The sequence below is a fragment of the Geomonas limicola genome (assembly GCF_014193675.1).
GTDB lineage: Bacteria > Desulfobacterota > Desulfuromonadia > Geobacterales > Geobacteraceae > Geomonas > Geomonas limicola.
Window position 1 is genome coordinate 311,075 of the sequence record NZ_BLXZ01000001.1, and the last position, 15,922, is coordinate 326,996.

Sequence of the window (15,922 nt, forward strand, 5' to 3'; positions counted from 1 at the left end):
GTAGTGAAGAGGACTCAAGGTAGATGTTGTACTGTTGTAGGAGCAGGATAGACGTGGTGGGATCAGAAGTGATTGGTGCGGAGGGAAAGAATCAACAACCTAGCGCAAGAGGCCCGTGCCGGAACGGGTTGAGCCCGGAATTTCAATGCGGAATTCAGCACCTTCTTCTGTATTGTGGGCCGTGATACTTCCGGACATGTTGTCTTCGATTATGTTTTTGGTCATAAATAGACCAATACCGGTGCCCTGGACAGCCTTGGTACTAAAATACGGCTCAAAAATTTTCTCTATTATCTCTTTAGGAATTCCCCCGGCGTTGTCGGTGATAGTGACAACTGCGTGGTCACCCTGCATCGAGGATGCAATAACAACTTTTCCGCCTTCTACTTGTCGTTCCAAAAGGGCATCGCGTGCGTTTTGCAGGATGTTGAGAAGGGCATGGCAGAACTCATTGAAGTACCCGGTGACGGTAGCTTGCCCCTGCAACTGGGTCACAACAGCAATGTGATTGTTCCGCAAACTGTCACCGACCAGCGATAGTGTCCGCTCAATAGCTGCATCAATGCTGAAGGTGGTCTTCTCTTTGTTCGATACAAAAAAGTTCCTGAAATCGTCTATCGTCTGTGACATGTGCTTGAGCAGCAGCATGGCCTGCTCTGTGCTCCTGCGCACCCTGCCCGTGTCCAGAAGCCCCAACTCGTAATCCAACTCCAGTGACTGGATGTGCAGACCAAGAACGTTCAGGGGTTGCCGCCACTGATGGGCGATGTTATGAACCATGTCTCCCATTGCCGCCAGGCGGCTTTGTTGGATAAGCAACTTGTCCTTCTGGCGGCTTTCCTCCACGGCCTTCATGCGCTCGGCATACTCTACCTGCAAAGAATTTACTGCTTGCGCCAGCTCCGCTGTACGCTGCTCCACCCTGCTCTCCAGCTCTTGGTTTATCCTTTGCAAATCACTCTGCGCCTGCCGCAACGACTCCGTTTGCACCTGTTCCAACTCCCTCGACGCCGCCAAGGCGGAGTTCATTGATGCAAAGCTACAGGCAAGTTGGCCCAGTTCGTCCCGACCTTCCATCTCCCCACGAAAGTTAAGATCTCCGGCTGTAATTGCCTGCGCCCAGCGGTTGAGGGAGTGGATAGGGCCGCTGATGCTCTGCACCGTACGCAAGGCTACGTACAGCATGGAGGCCGAAACGGTGACCATCAGGAAAAAGATGGCGTACTTTGCCCACTCCTGTACGAGTTCGAGACGGTTAGTGCTCGATCTCGACAGGCGGAGGGCGTCGCTCGTCAGGTCGCGGCTTTTTACCAGGAGTTGGCCGACCACACGGTCCTTGCGGTCACGTAACACCTGATCAATAGGGTCCACGTTGATCTGCTGCTGGATCGCCTCGAGGAGGGTAAAAAGTTCGGTCTCCACCTCATGGCTCTGGCGCAGGGTGCCGACCAAACTGCGTTGTTCTGCAGTGCTCGACGGGTACTGAGCCAAGCGCAGCCGTAATTTGTCTAGTATGGCATGGCACTGAACCCGGGGACGTTCTTCAGGCTGGCGCAGGTATTCCTGGAGCGAGGCGTTCAGCTCGAATAGGTTTTTAGTAATATCGGAGGAAGTTTGGTCGGCGACCCGCACTTTAGCCGCTTCTTTGTTTGCCAAAAAAACAGCCAACGCAGCAACCAGCGCCAGCACCACAGGCAAAAAAGCAAGTACGTATAACCTCGCACGGATCGTCATGATTTTCCTTGGTACACTGCCGATGGGGTATAATGCGGACGGCTAGTGGATGATCGTCACCTCACCTGGAGCTACCGATTCAAGGCCGTTGAAGCTGATGTAGTCAAGAAAGTTCGGAATCTGCCCCCCCGACGTCAACTCCTTCTTTACGGCCCAACGCGCCTCATTTTCCAGGTTTTCAATGAGCAAGGGGTTCAGCGACAAGGCCAGCTTAACCCGTTGCCAGGTTTCTCGCGCGGCTCCAGGCTCCATTTCGGAATACTTGGTGGCTATTGCCAATGATTCTTCCCCATGTTCCTTTATGAACGCGCAAGCCGTTGACAACGCGCGCAGAACCCGTTTGACATCCTCGGGATTTTTCCGGATGTACTCATCCGTGGCGACCAGGTTCCAGGTCTGGGTGTAGATTTGCTGCTCATCACCGTCAAAAACCACCGCTTTGTCTCCAAGCTGCCTTATAAGTCTCGCCAATGGAGGCCCCCATAGAATAGCCGCCTGTATTTGCCCCTTCTTGAGGGCTTCGGCCATCCCATCTGCCGTGAGGTCCACCAACCTCACCCTTCCCTCGGGTACTTTGTGATAGAGGAGGAAGCTGTCCAGAATGAAGTGCCCGTTGGTTCCCAGGGAAACGCCGATATTTTTGTCTGCGAGATCCTTCGGGGAGGAGATATTGTACTGTTTGAGGGCTACGATAGAGTGGGTTCTGGACTGGCGGGCGATTGTGGCGATTACGGAAATTTTCCTGCCTTTCAGGGCCTCCATGGCAATGGGGTAATCCGCAACCGTGCCGATATCAGCTTTCCCCTCAATAACAGCCTTCAAAGCCTCCTTGCCAACCCAGAAAAAGGCATGCGAGACCTCAATTCCCTCTTGGCGGAAGAGATTTTTTTCCAGTGCAGCATAGATGGGAGCGGAGCCAAGAAAGCGGACATCGGCCACCCGGACCTGGTGCAGCCCGGCACCAGAGGGAGCGACACGCTGCAACAGCAGGTAGCCGCCAAGGGCAGCCAACAGAAGGATGATGACGATAAGGGCTTTGACCTTTCGCGCGTGTTTTTCGATCATCAGTATGACCAGTGACATAGCAACCTTCCTGCATAGCGCCTTGTACAAAGTTCATCGCGTAAGTTACCACAGCCAGATATTGTGATTCAATGCATTTGTCTTAACAATCCTGAGACCTACATCTATGTACGAAAATAGCTCACACCTGAAGTAGTATTTGGATGTGCCGAGTATTACGGATAGAGAGATTCTTGGATATGACAGTTACGAAGCGGGAGTTGGAGCACTGAAAGGAAGGACAACCGCCCTGCAGATTGATATGAGCGGCGCTGGTTAGCTGAATAAGAGTCCTCTCGCCACTCTATGGAAGTTGTGGGAGCGACTTTTGAATAAACATTGATACAAGGGTACACCGACTTATACGGCTACGGCGCCCTCAACCGGACCGGGAAGGAGCTGCAGAATCGATGAGAGAGATTGCGTAGTCAGCGGCTTTTGGAAACAGCCAAGGACACCGAGGCTGCGACAGGTCGCCAAGACGTGGGGTTCTTCGCTGGAACTGACAATCACGACGTTTAATCTGCTGGTCGCAGCCTCGGACCTCAGTTTCCGCAGCACCTCGACTCCGTCCATTTTCGGGAGTTTCAGATCGAGCAGGACCAGGTCAGGCAGAACCGTCACATTCCGCGCCGCCGAAGACAGCCACGAGATAGCCTCGCAGCCGTCGCGCACTACGGCAACCTCCTGCATCCCCGCTTTTCTTAAGGCCCTCAGAGCAAGCCATTCGTCGTCAACGTTGTCTTCAACCAGCAAAACTGACAGGTTGTCCATCACCACCTCCCCTGGGTCCAAACCACTCTACAAAATCGCCGGTGCCAAGCGTGAAAAAGAAGGTAGCCCCCTCACCTGGCGCCCCCTCGGCCCAGATCGACCCGCCGTGCCGCTCGATGATCCTCTTCACGATGGTCAGTCCCATGCCGCTTCCTTCAAACTGGCTATCGTGATGCAACCTGGAAAATGGCTCGAACAGCCTGTGGCAAAACTCCATATCGAAGCCGACGCCACCGTCGCGGACGTAATAGGCGCCGCTGCTTTCTTGCCAGCCGACCTCGATCGTCACAGTCTGTCTGGTCCCGCTGTACTTCACCGCGTTATGCAGGAGATTGCGCAGACAGATGTTCAGCATCCCCTGGTCCGCCTGTGCCGTGAGTGCCGGGGTTACCCGCAACAGTACCTCGCGCCCGGGCAACTCGGTGCACAACTCGTTCACGATCTGACTCGCCAACTCCGACAGGTCGATGGCCTCCCGCGACAGGTGCGCCCGGGACAACCGGTTTATCAGTAGCAGGCTGTCGATCACGGTGCGCAGTCGCCGACTGGCAACTTCAATACGATCACTCAGATAGGGAAGCTCTTCCGTATCCCCCCCAGCCACGGCCTCTTTCACAAGTCCGCTAAAAGCGTTCAGCCGCGCGATCGGCCCACGCAACTCGTGGGAAATGGAGTGGCAAAAGCTCTCCAGGTCGGCATTGAGCCGGGAAAGTTCCGCCGATCTTTCGGCCACCCGCTGTTCCAGGTTCGAGTTGAGTTGCAGCAGCTTGCCTTCCATCTGCTTTCGGCTGGTAATGTCGGTACACATGGCGAAGGTGCCATCCACGTTTGCGCCGTCCATCCTGGGCGCTGCCGAGACCTGAAGCCAGATGACGGAGCCGTCGCTGCGAGGTATCCGCACCTCGAATCTGGCTACGCCACCCTGCCGCAGGGCCTTCAGCTGGTGCAGAAAAACTGACCGATCTTCGGGGTGCACGAACCCCTCGGCGGGCCGGCCGAGCACGCTGTTCTGATCGAGAATCCGAATCATCCGCTCATTCACATAGCTGCTGGTTCCATCGGCCTCCACTACCCAGATACCCTCGTTGGCGGTGTTGACCAGCGTGGGAAAATACTGCTCGCTCTGCTTAAGTCGGGAGGTAGTCTCACGGAGCTTCTCTGCGGCCGCGGCACGATCCGAGGCGTAACGGGCTTCCGCTTCAGCCTCCACGACTTTTTGTTGGTGCTGGTGAATGCTGTGCCAGCCCCACGAGAAGGCGCCGCCGAGGCCCGCAAAGGCTAATAGACGCAGGGGGTGGAAGGTCTCTGCTCCGAAGGGTATGCCGGCAGTCAATTTCATCCAGAAAAGCATCCCGATCGAGAGGCCGGTTGCGGCGAGTCCGGGGACGAGCCCTCCGTATGCCGCGGCCACCAGGACGGCAGGGAAAAAGGTGGCTAAGGGAAGTTTCCTCCCAGGTAGGGCAGCAACAGGAGACGGGCCGCCGCACCCATGCACACCAAAACCGCGGCAATGGCGGCAGAAATTGCCCACTTCTGCCGCATCTCGGTAAGAGCCCTCCAGAAGGGAACTCCTTCGGGTAAAGGCACCATGTGTGACACCAGTGCCCCTATTACCAGGTAAAACCCTCCCAGCGACTGGGTCCCGCGTCCCAGCCAGCCAACCCAACCGCCGTTGACCTTCTGGACCAATACTCCTGTGACCCCGATAGCCAAAAGCATGAGTGCGGGGGGGTACCAGCGCAGTGCAGAAGATGCCGACCGGTTCAGCCAGAGTAGGATCAATGCCGCCAAAGCGAGCATTGCAACCGCTGAACCGAGCACAAACTGCCGCACCATGGTTCCCCCCTTCCCTGCGATGAAGAAGACGGGAAGCCCCCCCGAGTAGGCGAGCACCACAATCAGGCCGGCTACCGCTCCCGCCAGGAGGTAGGTCGTGGCCAACGCCGCGCGGCCGTTACCCTCGGAGAGTTGCCACTTCGGTGAAAGACCGGCACCGGCAAGATGGCAGAAAGAGGATCCCCAGAGGCAGCAATTATGCATGGTTATCAGGCTGTTGATGTCAACCGTCTCCCTGAAGAGCCCCAGTCCACTCACCGTTCCCACGAGTCCGGAGCAGTTCCAGATTATCGCCCCGCATCCCATCATCAGCAGGCCCGGCCGACGCTGTTCCAGGAAGGTTTTGGCAATAACAGCCGCGGCAATGGCATTGAAAAGGGTATAGCCCAAGAAGGCGTTGGCAGCCATGAGGCCGAATGATTCGTGGGAGGCGAGCGGGGCGGGTTGCCAAGGTGAGGTGAGCAGAACGACAAGAAGCACCGGGACCGGTAGCCAGAAGAAGGGTTGAACCATGGAAGCATGTTGGACGATTTCTTGGAGGAACCTGCTGAATTTCATCCTTGTAGGCCTTATGAAAGCATTTTTTGCGCCATCACCTGAGACGGAAAGCGTAGAGTGTATTGCAAGAAGGCAATGAGATGCAGTTCATTTTAGGACGCATCTTATATCAAGCGCGACCGGTAAAAGTCAATATATATCCTCCGAAAAAATATTTAGAAATTCAGGGAGAGTTGGAGAAGAAGCACGAGATTCGGCAGGAAACAGCGAGAGGAAAGGTTGTACTGCGAAAACGCAGAAAAGCCCCGCAGCGATACGCTGCGGGGCTTTCTATATGGTGGCGGTTCAGGGACTTGAACCCCGGACACTACGGATATGAACCGTATGCTCTAACCAACTGAGCTAAACCGCCGAAACTCATAATTATTTCTTAGCTTTTAACACCGCAGTGCAGCGCCTCAAGAGTTTTCCTTTATAGACGAGCAGGCCTTTTTTGTCAATTAAAAAATCTGGGTCGCCGTTTTTTTCCAGCTAACGGCTACGGCGACCCAAATCGGCTCTATTTGCTGACCTCGAGGAGCTCGACGTCGAAAACGAGGGTGGAGTTTGCCGGTATCGCCCCGGAACCGCGCTCGCCATAGGCCAGGTCCGGCGGGCACACCAGTTTCGCCTTGCCACCCGGTTTCATCATCTGCACCCCTTCGGTCCAGCACTTGACCACCTGGTTCAGCCGGAATTCGACCGGCTGCCCAGTCGCATAGGAGCTGTCGAATTCCTTGCCGTCCACAAAGGTGCCGCGGTAGTTCACCTTCACCTTGTCGGTCGCCGCCGGAGAAGTGCCGGTGCCTTCCTTGACCGGCACGTAGACCATGCCGGAAGCGGTCTTGACCGCACCCTTCTCTTTGGCCGCCTGATCGATCACCTCTTTGGACTTGGCGGCAAGCTTGTTGCCTTGGGCATCGCGACGCGCCACGGCAAGCTGCTGGATCTTGTTCTTGTAGGCCTCCATCTCGACGAGGGGCTTGCTCCCCATGACGCCGTCGCTCAGCCCCTGCTTCACGATTTCGAGTTCCTGGGGGGTGAGATCGAAGACACTCAACTGGCGCGCTATAACCTGACCGACGGCGTAGAGTGTCTTCTGATCATCGGTTTGAAGCGATTTCTGATCCTGGCCGGCTGCACAAACAGGCAGAGCCAGAACCGTAACGAGTGCTGCTGTGACGAATGAACGCATTGTCGTGGTCTCCAGTGTCATGAAAGTAGGTATGCCATACGCATGAGAGCGAATTATAGCAAGGAGCCGCTCTGTGTAAAGGTATTAGCGCCTGTGACAGGATTGGTTAAGACTGAAAAGGCAAATCCCCCCTGCCCCCCCCTTCGCAAAGGGGGGAACTCTTGGGCTGCTTTTAGCCGTTGTGGGGATGGAGCTGAGCTCCCGGCTGATTCGGCAAAACTGTATGAGCAGCTATGCGGGCGTAAAAAAAAGCACCCCGTGAGGTGCTTTTTCTCGATCTGGTTACCAAGCTCAGGCTATTTCTTTGCCTTGGGGGCCTTTGCCTTGGGTGCTTTGGGAGCCTTGGCTGCGGGCTTGGCAGCCCCACCCTTCTTGGCCTCGATGTTGGCCATGCGCACCTCGCGCGCCTTGGCGAGGTTGTCGGCCAGACCGCGGTCCTGGGCCATCTTCCTTCTCGCCTCGGAGTAGCTCTTCGCGGAAAGCGCCTGCTTGCTGGATATGCCGAACTGCTTCTTGTAAGCACCCGGCTTCATGCTGTGGGCAGTGCTCAGGTGACGGGCCAGGGTCTTGAAGCCCCCTTTGCCACAGATAAGACAAACTACTTCGTTCTTCTTGAAGGCTTCCTTGACGCTCACCGACGGTTTGGCCTCCTCGGCACCCTCCACCGGCTGTCCCGCCTCGAGACCTTTGAGTGCTGCATGTACTTTGGCGATTTCGGCGAGAAGCTCGTCGGAAGTCATCGGTGTACTGGAAGCGTGCGATGCTACAAGTTGTGCTGCGATTTCAACTAAGGTCGCCATCCGCTACCCTCCTTTATATAGAAAATAATGAGGAAGATTATGGACAGTGAAAATACGAATGTCAATAGCTATTTGGTAGATAAACTGTCAGAGAGGATCAATAGAAAGGAAAAAGTTGTCTCAAAGAGGTGACAGCGAGCTGTTAGAGTGTCAGGGCTAGATCATTTACGGTAGAGCAGTGGTTCATTTTGATACATCTCGGTTTCGGACAGAGGGTGACTCAGAGGATATAGCGGGGAGTTTCAGACACGACCTGCAAAGATTTGTTAGCCAGGTACTCTCCATTTCTTCCATTGTCAATTGTCGATTGTCAATCGTCAACTGCTCTGAACCAGATACTGTCCATGTTCAGACAAGCGCTGCGCATGCGGCACCAAGGAGTGCCGTGCGGTCGTTGAGGATCACCTTTACCGGGATGGTGGTGAGCAGACTTCCCAGGCGCCCCTTGGTGTGGAAGGCGTCCCAGAAAACCGGTTCCTGCAGTTTGGAGAGGATGCGCGGCGCGATGCCTCCCCCCAGGTAGACACCGCCGGTGGCCAGAAAGCGCAGGGCGGCGTTTCCACACTCGGCGCCATAGACGGCGACGAAGATCTCGAGCGTCCAGGCACAGAGGGCCGAGCTTCCGGTGAGGGCCGCGTGGGTGATTACCGGGGCCGGATCCCCCTGACTGAGTGCCGCCGCGACTGAGGGATCTTCGCTCGCGTAGCGCCGGTCGCGCAGGAACCGGTAGATGTTGACCAATCCCGGACCAGAGACGATGCGCTCATAGCTTACCCGCCCAAACTCACCTTTGAGGTACTGCAGGAGCTGCGCTTCCTCGTCGGTGCGCGGCGCGAAGTCGGCATGCCCCGCCTCGCTGGGAAGGGGCCGATGCCGTTCCCCGTCCCAGTAGGCGAGCGACTCACCCAGGCCGGTGCCGGCGGAGACCACGGCAATGGTTCCGGTCGGGTCCGGGGTGCCGGCATTGAGAACCACCACATCCTCGTCCTTGAGCGCGGCGATGCCGTAGGTGTTGGCAGCGAGATCGTTGATGAGGAGCACCCGGGGAAGCCCCACCTCGTGTGCCAACAGGGCGCCGTCGATGTGCCAGGGGAGGTTCGGAGTCTGGACCGCCTCATCGAGGATCGGCCCGGCGATGCCAAAGCAGGCGCGCTCCGCGGTGAATCGGTGTTCGCCCATGAAACGCGCCACGATCTGATAGAGGGTTTGGTACTGGGCACTGGGGTAGTGCGATTCGGCGAGCGCCACGAGTGCGCCCTCCTCCACCCGAAAAAAGGCCAAGCGGGTCGAAGTCCCCCCCACATCCCCGGCGAGAATCACCATGACTGCCTCCTTGTCTAAACGCCCTGCCCCGCCGCCTCGAAGGTGACGAGATAGTCGGTACCTTCCCAGGTACCGGCATCGGGCCAGTAGAAGGTGAAGATAACCCGTTTGCCTGCCGCAAGCGCCGCCGTCTCCAGATCGGTCATTTCGAGACCCAGACCGGTTGCGCACGAGGCGGCGTGACGTACCGTTTCCCAGCCATCGCAGCTCCAGTAGATAAGGGCCGGAGCCAGCGTCTCGATACGCAGGTCGAGGCCGGCATCCATGGTGCGCAGCTTGTGATTGAAACGCCAGATGCGGCGCGGTGAGTTGACCTTATCCTTCAGGTAACGCTTTACCGTCTGAGGTGGCAGATCGAACACCTTGCCGTCGGCCAGGGAGCGCACCAGTTTCAGGTACTCGGCGTGGGCCCAGACCAGCGGCTGGGCAGAGCCGGTCGGCCCGCCGCGGTAGAGTTTCCGCGCCGGGAGGTCCCGGTCGTCCCAGATCTGTTCGGACAACAAACCTTCCCGGGAAGCGAACCCCTCGAGGGTCCCCTTGAGACGCCTGGCCTCCTCCTGACGCCCGGCTGCCAGTTCGAAGTGGGCCCGCTCGCCGGTCAAAAGCGGCCACGGCCGGCCGCGACCGGTGCCGTCGAAGGGGGTGCCGTCCTCGTGCTCACCGTAGCCGTCGCCGTTGTAGCGGTACCAGGCGGGCCCCTTATCGGTCTCGAGCTTAAGGAGCGCATCCACCAGGTGCAGGGTCGCCACGATGCGCGGATCGTCTGCAGCGCGCAGCCCGAAGCGGACCAGGGCCAGGGCGTCCGGGCTCACCAGGTGCGCCACCGGGAGCATCGCCTCGGCCGCGGGACGATTGCGCAGCGGCACCAATTCCGGGGTGCGTCCTGACTCGACCGCGGGATCCCGAACCGCTACCCTGACGTAGTAGCCGGGGAGGTCGAACTCCCGGCACCAGTCGCTGTCGGTCTGGTACATCCAGCGCTCCAGCGAGTCGTTCCAGACATCCGCCGTCTCACGCAGGTAGCGGCCAAGTGAAGGTTCGCCAGCAGACTCGGCCAGGTCGGCACCGGCCAAAAGGGCTGCCACTTGAGCTGCGACGGTGAAGGGGGAATAACCTGGATCCTCCTCCCAGCGGTCCTGCCCACTCACCGGGCCGACACGCACCAGGTAACCAAGGGCCTTGCGCACCATGGGCCAGAAGCGCTCCAGGTCGCCCGGCTGCAGCCCCCCTTCGCGCCGGGCCAGGTCGACCAGGAGCACCGGGAGCGCGGTCTCGTCCAACTGGATACCGTTTTGCCCGGGGGTACCGTCCAGCCAGAGGTTCTGCACCCAGTGCCCATCGGCTTCCTGGGTCGCCTCGAGAAAACCGAGTGCCCGGCGCGCATCATCCCTGGCGCCCACGGCCAGAAAGCCTCCCGCTGCCTGCACCAGGTCGCGCGGCCAAGCCAGATGATATCCCCCGAGATCGTTATCACCACGGTTTTCTCCCCAGGGAATCGAGAGGCTCGCGATGACGCCGCCGGGAAAGTGCCCGGCCTCATGGCAGCGCAGAAGCGCCGTGCTCACCCGGTACAGGGCGGGGAGCGGCGCCGGCTCGTCCAGGGGGAGCAGACCTTGTTGCCACCCGTTCCAGCGTTTCAGGTACTCGTCGCGCGCCGCAGGAAATCCCTCGCAGAGGGCGGATCGGGCACGCTGACCGGCCTCGGCCGCACCTTCGCCGAAACCGAGGGCGAGCAGGAAGGAGCCTTTTTGCGCCGCCAGGTCGATCTCGGCGCAGAGCGCTACGTTCCCGTTATCGGCACGGCTGTACTGCCAGGAAAGGGAGCCGTGCTGCTTGAGATCCTGCCAGCCGTCCGAGCGACCGACATAGCCTGCCGAACGCACGAGCCAGGGGACCGAGCAGGCCAGTGCAAGCGCCAAACCGTTGCGCTCGGCGCAGAGCAGTTCCACTCCCTTGTACTCGCCGAGCCACGCGTTGTTGCCACCACCCTGGTTTCCCAGGTGCGGGGCCAGGAGCACGAAAAGCCGGTAGCCGTGCAACCCTCCCTCAAACGGCCTGAAGCTGGTCTGTTGCAAAAGCACCGGGCGGCGTGGGTCGCTCAACAGCTCTTTCTCGACAAGGTAGCGCCCTTGGTTGCAGCGGGTCACCACCCGAAACGCAGGGACTCCCGGAGCAAGCCAGGTAAGTTCGGCGGAGGTGTCGCGCTGTTCTTCGGAGAAAAAACGGGCGCCGTCGGTGACCACGAGCCCCAGGTCACGCACGCAGGCGCGATCAATGCGCGGGTAGTAGATTTCGTTCACGATGCCGTGCCCCACGGTAAACCAGAGCGGACTTGCTCCGCTCAGCGCGGTTCCCACCCCGGATTTGGCACTGGAGGTCCAGCGTGCCGCAACTCCCGGCCAGCCAGGTGCATTGTACTCGTCAGGTCGCATGAGGTTCTCCCGGACGACGTTATCATTAGCATTTGTCTATTTTTACCTCCGTTATGATAGCGGCAATTAGCGGCAAGGCAAGGGATTGGGTCGGCGGGATGGGACGGCAAAAAGCCGCCAAAGCGGTTGCTTTGACGGCTCAGAAAAAGGGGGCGGAATCGGCTGTTGTTAGTCGGACCTCGCCGGGCCCAATAAGGGAGGGAGTGCGGCGCGGCGAAACCTAAAAAACGAATCCCCCTTGCCCCCCCTTTTCCAAAGGGGGGAACGTGAGGGCTCGGTTACCGGCTGAAGCTCGGGCATGCCTTAGTCCCCATCTATCAGGGGGCGGTACCCGGGGCTTTCGCTATTGCCTGGGCTATTGCTCGGCTGAGCGCGGAGAGGGCGCGACTGTAGGCTGCTACCAGGGAATCGTACCCCTCCCCTGCCGCCTCCTTGAGCTGCAGTGATCCGCTGCGCGGTGCGCTGTCCGGGGCACCGCGTAAGGTCCAGGAGATCTGCAGGTCGATCCCCTGCCCTGGCAGGGCCTCGAAACGTTCCACGTCGAGAAGCAACCGCAGATCGGCGCTGGCACCTGCATGTTCCTGGTGGGTGAAAACTCGCCCCGGTCCGAGCAGGCGCCCGAGATCAGCGGCAACCACTCGCGCGATCCCTGCCTTGAGCGGCTCGGCCCAGCGCTGCTGCTCGAGGATCTCGACTCGGTTGTCGGCTTGCCGCACCACGAGTTGCGGCCGATCGACCAGTTCGGGAAGGGTCACCGGACCGACCGCGACACGCGGCTCGGCCAAAGCGGCAGCGGGAGCCGGGATCGGACGACCGGGAAGCCGCCCGGCGGCCGGCGCCGGCTGCCCCTGAGAAGCGAGCGAGGGGGCAAGGGGCTCAAGGGTGTAAAAGCTCACCTGGGGCGACCTCGAACAGCCGGAAGCAAGCGTGAGGAGGGCCAGCGCCCCCGCGAAGTAGATGCGCCTCATTTCTTGTCCTCCTGTTTGCCGCGGACCAGCGATTCGGGGTGCTGCTCCAGATAGTCACCCAGAACCCTGAGCGACTGTGCGGCACGGGAGACCTCACGCAGGGTGTCGCGCAGGTCGAGTTGCAACGGCGCGTCGGGGGCGAGCACACCGTTCGCCTGTCCCAGCGTACCGCGTGCCTGGCCCAGGGTGCGTTTCAGTTCGTCGAGGGTACCGCGCACGTCCTCGAGCGATTTGCGGGCTTCAACCAGCGTGGAGCGGGCCTCAGGGACCACCGACTGGTCGACGTTCTTCAAGAGCCGGTCCGCACTCTTGAGCGTGGCATCCAGCGACTGCACGGTCTTGCGGGCGTCGCCACCCAGCTCCTCGAGCGGCATCTTCTCGAACTTCTGCACGATGCGCATGAGCTGTTTCTGCAACTCACCCATGGAACCGGGCACGGTCGGGAAGTGCGGAGGGTTTGTGCTCCAGTCGATGTGAGCCACTTTCGCCTTCGGGAAGAAGTCGAGCGAAACGTAGAGCTGCCCGGTCACCAGGCTGCCGCTTTTGATCTCGGCCCGAAATCCATGCGCCACCAGGGAGTCGATGAGTTGGCGGGAACTCAGGGGTGCCACCTGGCGGTTCTTGTCGCGCCCCTGTGCCTTGAGCCGTTCCGGGTAGAGCTGGATCTCCACCGGGATGGCCACGTCGGAGTTGTTGGCGTTGAGGGCGACATCGATCCGGGTCACCTCCCCTACCGTCACCCCGCGCAGGTCGACCGGCGCGCCGACCGCAAGTCCGCGCACCGATTCCTGGAACACCAGGGTGTACCGCTCGGCGACCTCGGCATGCTTGAAGGCTTCTTCCTTGGTGCCGTAGAGTGCAAATACCGAGTTCCCCTGCGCAGGCGGGGCGTTGAAGCGGTCCTCCGGTGTCTGGAAGGCAATTCCGCCCAGGAGGATGGAGACCAGCGACTCGGTGTTCACCTTGATGCCGCTTGCGTTGAGCGATACATCGACGCCGCTGGCGTGCCAGAAGACCGAGTTGGTCTTCACATACTGGTCGAAGGGGGCCCTGATAAAGGCACGGATGGTGACCCCCTTGCCGTCCGGGTCGAGTTCGGTACCAATCACGTGCCCCACCTGCAGGCGCCGGAAAAAGACCGGGGCCGAGGCGTCCACCGAGCCGACGTCGTCGGCATGCAGCACGAACTGGCGTCCGGGGACCTCGAGGGAGACCGCGGGGGGGGCATCCAGCCCCACGAACTCGTCGCGGCGCTCGGAAGAGGTGCCGGCGTCCACCCCGATGTAGGAACCACCGATCAGGGTACCAAGCCCGGTCACGCTCCCTCCGGAGATGCGGGCACGCACCACGTAGAAGCGGGTGTCCTTCACCAAAAGTCCCCGGGCATCCTTGGTCATCTCGGCGGTGACCACCACGTGCGAGCGGTCCTTCGAGATGGCAAGCCCCTTCACCTCGCCGATCTGCACGTCCTTGTACTTGATCTTGGTTTTGCCCGCCTCCATCCCCTCGCCGGTCTTGAAGATGATGGTGATGGTCTCCCCGCGATCCAGGATCGCCTTGGCGGCGATCGAGAGCCCTACCAGAGCGGCGACGATGGGGATGATCCAGACCAGCTGGATCGAGAAGCGGCGGCGCGGTTCGCTGACCGCTTCGGGGATCTCCGGGAGTTCCGGATTAGTGGGCGTCTCGTTCATGGCCTCTCTCTTTGTACAGGGGATCCCAGATCAGCCGGGGATCGAATTTCAGTGAAGCTAACATGGTGAGCACCACGACAGCGCCGAAGGCGACCGCGGCGGGACCCGCCTTCACCGTGGCCAGCGCCCCCAGCTGCACCAGGGCTGCCAAGAGCGTCACCACGTAGATGTCGAGCATGGACCAGCGTCCCACGAGTTCCACCATCCGGTAGAGCCGGGTGCGCTGGCGCGGCTCCCAGGTAGAGCGGCGCTGCACCGAGATGAGCAGCACGGTGAGCGAAACAAGCTTCATAAGCGGGATCAGGATGCTCGCGATGAAGACCACCGCGGCGATACCCCACGAACCGGTCTTCCAGAGGTGGATCACCCCGCTCATGATGGTGTCCTTGCGGTAGCTGATCAGCGAGCCGGTCTCCATCATGGTGAGCAGGTTCGCCGGTATGTAGAGGATGTAGCCCGCGATCAGAAAGGCCCAGCAGCTGGCGATGGAGCCGGGCTTGCGGGCGTGCAGGTACGCGCCGCAGCGCGGGCAGTGCGCGGCCTGGCGCGGGTTTCTGACCCGGGAGACCAGGTTGCAGACATGACAGGCACAAAGACCCAGGCTGGCGGCGCTTCCGGAGAGCCCGTTCATGGCGCCACCCTGCGGCCGTTGATCCGGTCCACGCAACACCAGACGTCCCGCGTACTGAAGGAGGCAGCTGCGGCGGCGATGAGCAAGGTCAACACAGCAAAGGACCAGAGCGCCACCCCGGGGATGACCCGGAAGTTGCTGGTGAGCTTCACCAGGGAGACCAGGATCCCCAGCATGAAGACCTCCACCATCCCCCAGGGTTCGGCGAGGCGCAGCAGGCGCAGAAGCTGGTTGTAGCCCGGCGCCAGCATGGTCAGCCGCAGCGGCAAAAGCAGGTAGACCAGGGAGAGGATCTCCAGAGCCGGGATGACGACGGCGGTGATGAAGACCACCGTCGCGACCGCCTGCATATCCTGCCCCCACAGCGAGTGCACCGCACCCATGAGGGTAATCCCCTTGAGTGAGCCCTGGCTCTCGATAGCGAAGATGGGGAACCCGTTGGCGACCAGGAAGACCAGCGCGGCGCTCATCGCGTAGGCGAGTGTCCGGTTGATGCTGTCGGTGGCGTTACGGTACAAGACCGCACCGCAGCGCGGGCAGGTCGCCGCGCATCCGGGTTTGAGCGTGATCTCGCGCTGCAACAGGTCGCAGTCGTGACAGGCTATGAGGGGTGCAGGTTGGGACATAATGTATAGGCTCGGTTCAACCGGGCGCGTTCTTGAATGACAAAAGGGCCGCAGCCTGAGCAGCAACCCCGAAGACGAAGGACATTATAGCCACGGAGCCACCAAGGGCACGGAGAAAAACCGTTCTCAGTCACTAACAAGAGGGACCACAGATCCGGGAAGATAACCGTATAACGTTCAAGCTTAAATATCCAAAGATTGAGTATACCTTCAAAATGTTTTGCTTACAGCCAAGCCGAAACCCTTTTATGCCTGGAGGTTTCTCTCCGTGTGCTTGGTGGCTCCATGGCAAAACAGATTGTTCCCGAAA

General features: G+C 59.8%; 13 protein-coding genes and 1 tRNA gene. All 14 read right to left on the reverse strand.

Features of this window, described 5'->3' with window-relative positions; all coding sequences use genetic code 11:
- Positions 1-99: 99 nt before the first annotated feature.
- The 14 genes from H7688_RS01250 to H7688_RS01315 all read right to left on the reverse strand — a co-directional run bounded on the left by H7688_RS01250 (position 100) and on the right by H7688_RS01315 (position 15,612).
- Positions 100-1,734 carry a sensor histidine kinase gene (locus tag H7688_RS01250; RefSeq protein WP_183359208.1) on the reverse strand — a complete coding sequence of 545 codons (1,635 nt, stop codon included), beginning with the start codon at positions 1,732-1,734 and terminating at the stop codon, positions 100-102.
- A 42-nt stretch (positions 1,735-1,776) separates the two neighbouring features.
- Positions 1,777-2,817 (reverse strand): ABC transporter substrate-binding protein, encoded by a 1,041-nt coding sequence (locus H7688_RS01255; RefSeq protein ID WP_183359209.1) that lies wholly within the window; start codon positions 2,815-2,817, stop codon positions 1,777-1,779.
- Positions 2,818-3,156: 339 nt separating this feature from the next.
- Positions 3,157-3,570 (reverse strand): response regulator, encoded by a 414-nt coding sequence (locus tag H7688_RS01260; RefSeq protein ID WP_183359210.1) that lies wholly within the window; start codon positions 3,568-3,570, stop codon positions 3,157-3,159.
- Entirely contained in the window at positions 3,542-4,909 is a 1,368-nt protein-coding gene (locus H7688_RS01265) for a sensor histidine kinase (RefSeq protein WP_183359211.1), read from the reverse strand. The genes H7688_RS01260 and H7688_RS01265 overlap by 29 nt, the downstream gene beginning before the upstream one ends.
- A gap of 95 nt (positions 4,910-5,004) precedes the next feature.
- On the reverse strand, positions 5,005-5,919 hold the full coding sequence (locus H7688_RS01270; protein ID WP_183359212.1) for a hypothetical protein: 915 nt from the start codon (positions 5,917-5,919) through the stop codon (positions 5,005-5,007).
- Positions 5,920-6,239: 320 nt separating this feature from the next.
- Positions 6,240-6,316 (reverse strand) — tRNA-Met (locus H7688_RS01275).
- Positions 6,317-6,463: 147 nt separating this feature from the next.
- The gene (gene bamJ, locus H7688_RS01280; RefSeq protein WP_183359213.1) at positions 6,464-7,138 is read right to left on the reverse strand and encodes a BamJ family beta-barrel-assembly machinery protein; all 675 of its coding nucleotides are present in this window, start codon (positions 7,136-7,138) and stop codon (positions 6,464-6,466) included.
- A 296-nt stretch (positions 7,139-7,434) separates the two neighbouring features.
- Positions 7,435-7,938: a Ros/MucR family transcriptional regulator gene (locus tag H7688_RS01285; RefSeq protein ID WP_183359214.1), complete on the reverse strand. Its 504-nt coding sequence runs from the start codon at positions 7,936-7,938 to the stop codon at positions 7,435-7,437.
- A gap of 348 nt (positions 7,939-8,286) precedes the next feature.
- On the reverse strand, positions 8,287-9,261 hold the full coding sequence (gene glk, locus H7688_RS01290; protein WP_183359215.1) for a glucokinase: 975 nt from the start codon (positions 9,259-9,261) through the stop codon (positions 8,287-8,289).
- 14 nt (positions 9,262-9,275) lie between these two features.
- A complete protein-coding gene (locus H7688_RS01295) occupies positions 9,276-11,693 on the reverse strand; it encodes a glycoside hydrolase family 15 protein (RefSeq protein ID WP_183359216.1) in 2,418 nt (805 codons plus the stop codon).
- Positions 11,694-12,010: 317 nt separating this feature from the next.
- The gene (locus H7688_RS01300) at positions 12,011-12,661 is read right to left on the reverse strand and encodes a PqiC family protein (RefSeq protein ID WP_183359217.1); all 651 of its coding nucleotides are present in this window, start codon (positions 12,659-12,661) and stop codon (positions 12,011-12,013) included.
- The gene (locus tag H7688_RS01305) at positions 12,658-14,355 is read right to left on the reverse strand and encodes a PqiB family protein (RefSeq protein WP_183359218.1); all 1,698 of its coding nucleotides are present in this window, start codon (positions 14,353-14,355) and stop codon (positions 12,658-12,660) included. Before H7688_RS01305 ends, H7688_RS01300 begins: the two co-directional genes overlap by 4 nt.
- Complete coding sequence (locus H7688_RS01310; protein WP_183359219.1) at positions 14,336-14,986, reverse strand: paraquat-inducible protein A; 651 nt, start codon at positions 14,984-14,986, stop codon at positions 14,336-14,338. The genes H7688_RS01305 and H7688_RS01310 overlap by 20 nt, the downstream gene beginning before the upstream one ends.
- Positions 14,983-15,612: a paraquat-inducible protein A gene (locus H7688_RS01315; RefSeq protein WP_183359220.1), complete on the reverse strand. Its 630-nt coding sequence runs from the start codon at positions 15,610-15,612 to the stop codon at positions 14,983-14,985. The genes H7688_RS01310 and H7688_RS01315 overlap by 4 nt, the downstream gene beginning before the upstream one ends.
- Positions 15,613-15,922 lie beyond the last annotated feature (310 nt).

Bases quoted from the DNA above. Each gene is read 5' to 3' on its own strand.
- H7688_RS01250 (WP_183359208.1), bottom strand. From the start codon at position 1,734: ATGACGATCCGTGCGAGGTTATACGTACTTGCTTTTTTGCCTGTGGTG.
- H7688_RS01255 (WP_183359209.1), bottom strand. From the start codon at position 2,817: ATGTCACTGGTCATACTGATGATCGAAAAACACGCGCGAAAGGTCAAA.
- H7688_RS01260 (WP_183359210.1), bottom strand. From the start codon at position 3,570: ATGGACAACCTGTCAGTTTTGCTGGTTGAAGACAACGTTGACGACGAA.
- H7688_RS01265 (WP_183359211.1), bottom strand. From the start codon at position 4,909: ATGAAATTGACTGCCGGCATACCCTTCGGAGCAGAGACCTTCCACCCC.
- H7688_RS01270 (WP_183359212.1), bottom strand. From the start codon at position 5,919: ATGGTTCAACCCTTCTTCTGGCTACCGGTCCCGGTGCTTCTTGTCGTT.
- bamJ (WP_183359213.1), bottom strand. From the start codon at position 7,138: ATGCGTTCATTCGTCACAGCAGCACTCGTTACGGTTCTGGCTCTGCCT.
- H7688_RS01285 (WP_183359214.1), bottom strand. From the start codon at position 7,938: ATGGCGACCTTAGTTGAAATCGCAGCACAACTTGTAGCATCGCACGCT.
- glk (WP_183359215.1), bottom strand. From the start codon at position 9,261: ATGGTGATTCTCGCCGGGGATGTGGGGGGGACTTCGACCCGCTTGGCC.
- H7688_RS01295 (WP_183359216.1), bottom strand. From the start codon at position 11,693: ATGCGACCTGACGAGTACAATGCACCTGGCTGGCCGGGAGTTGCGGCA.
- H7688_RS01300 (WP_183359217.1), bottom strand. From the start codon at position 12,661: ATGAGGCGCATCTACTTCGCGGGGGCGCTGGCCCTCCTCACGCTTGCT.
- H7688_RS01305 (WP_183359218.1), bottom strand. From the start codon at position 14,355: ATGAACGAGACGCCCACTAATCCGGAACTCCCGGAGATCCCCGAAGCG.
- H7688_RS01310 (WP_183359219.1), bottom strand. From the start codon at position 14,986: ATGAACGGGCTCTCCGGAAGCGCCGCCAGCCTGGGTCTTTGTGCCTGT.
- H7688_RS01315 (WP_183359220.1), bottom strand. From the start codon at position 15,612: ATGTCCCAACCTGCACCCCTCATAGCCTGTCACGACTGCGACCTGTTG.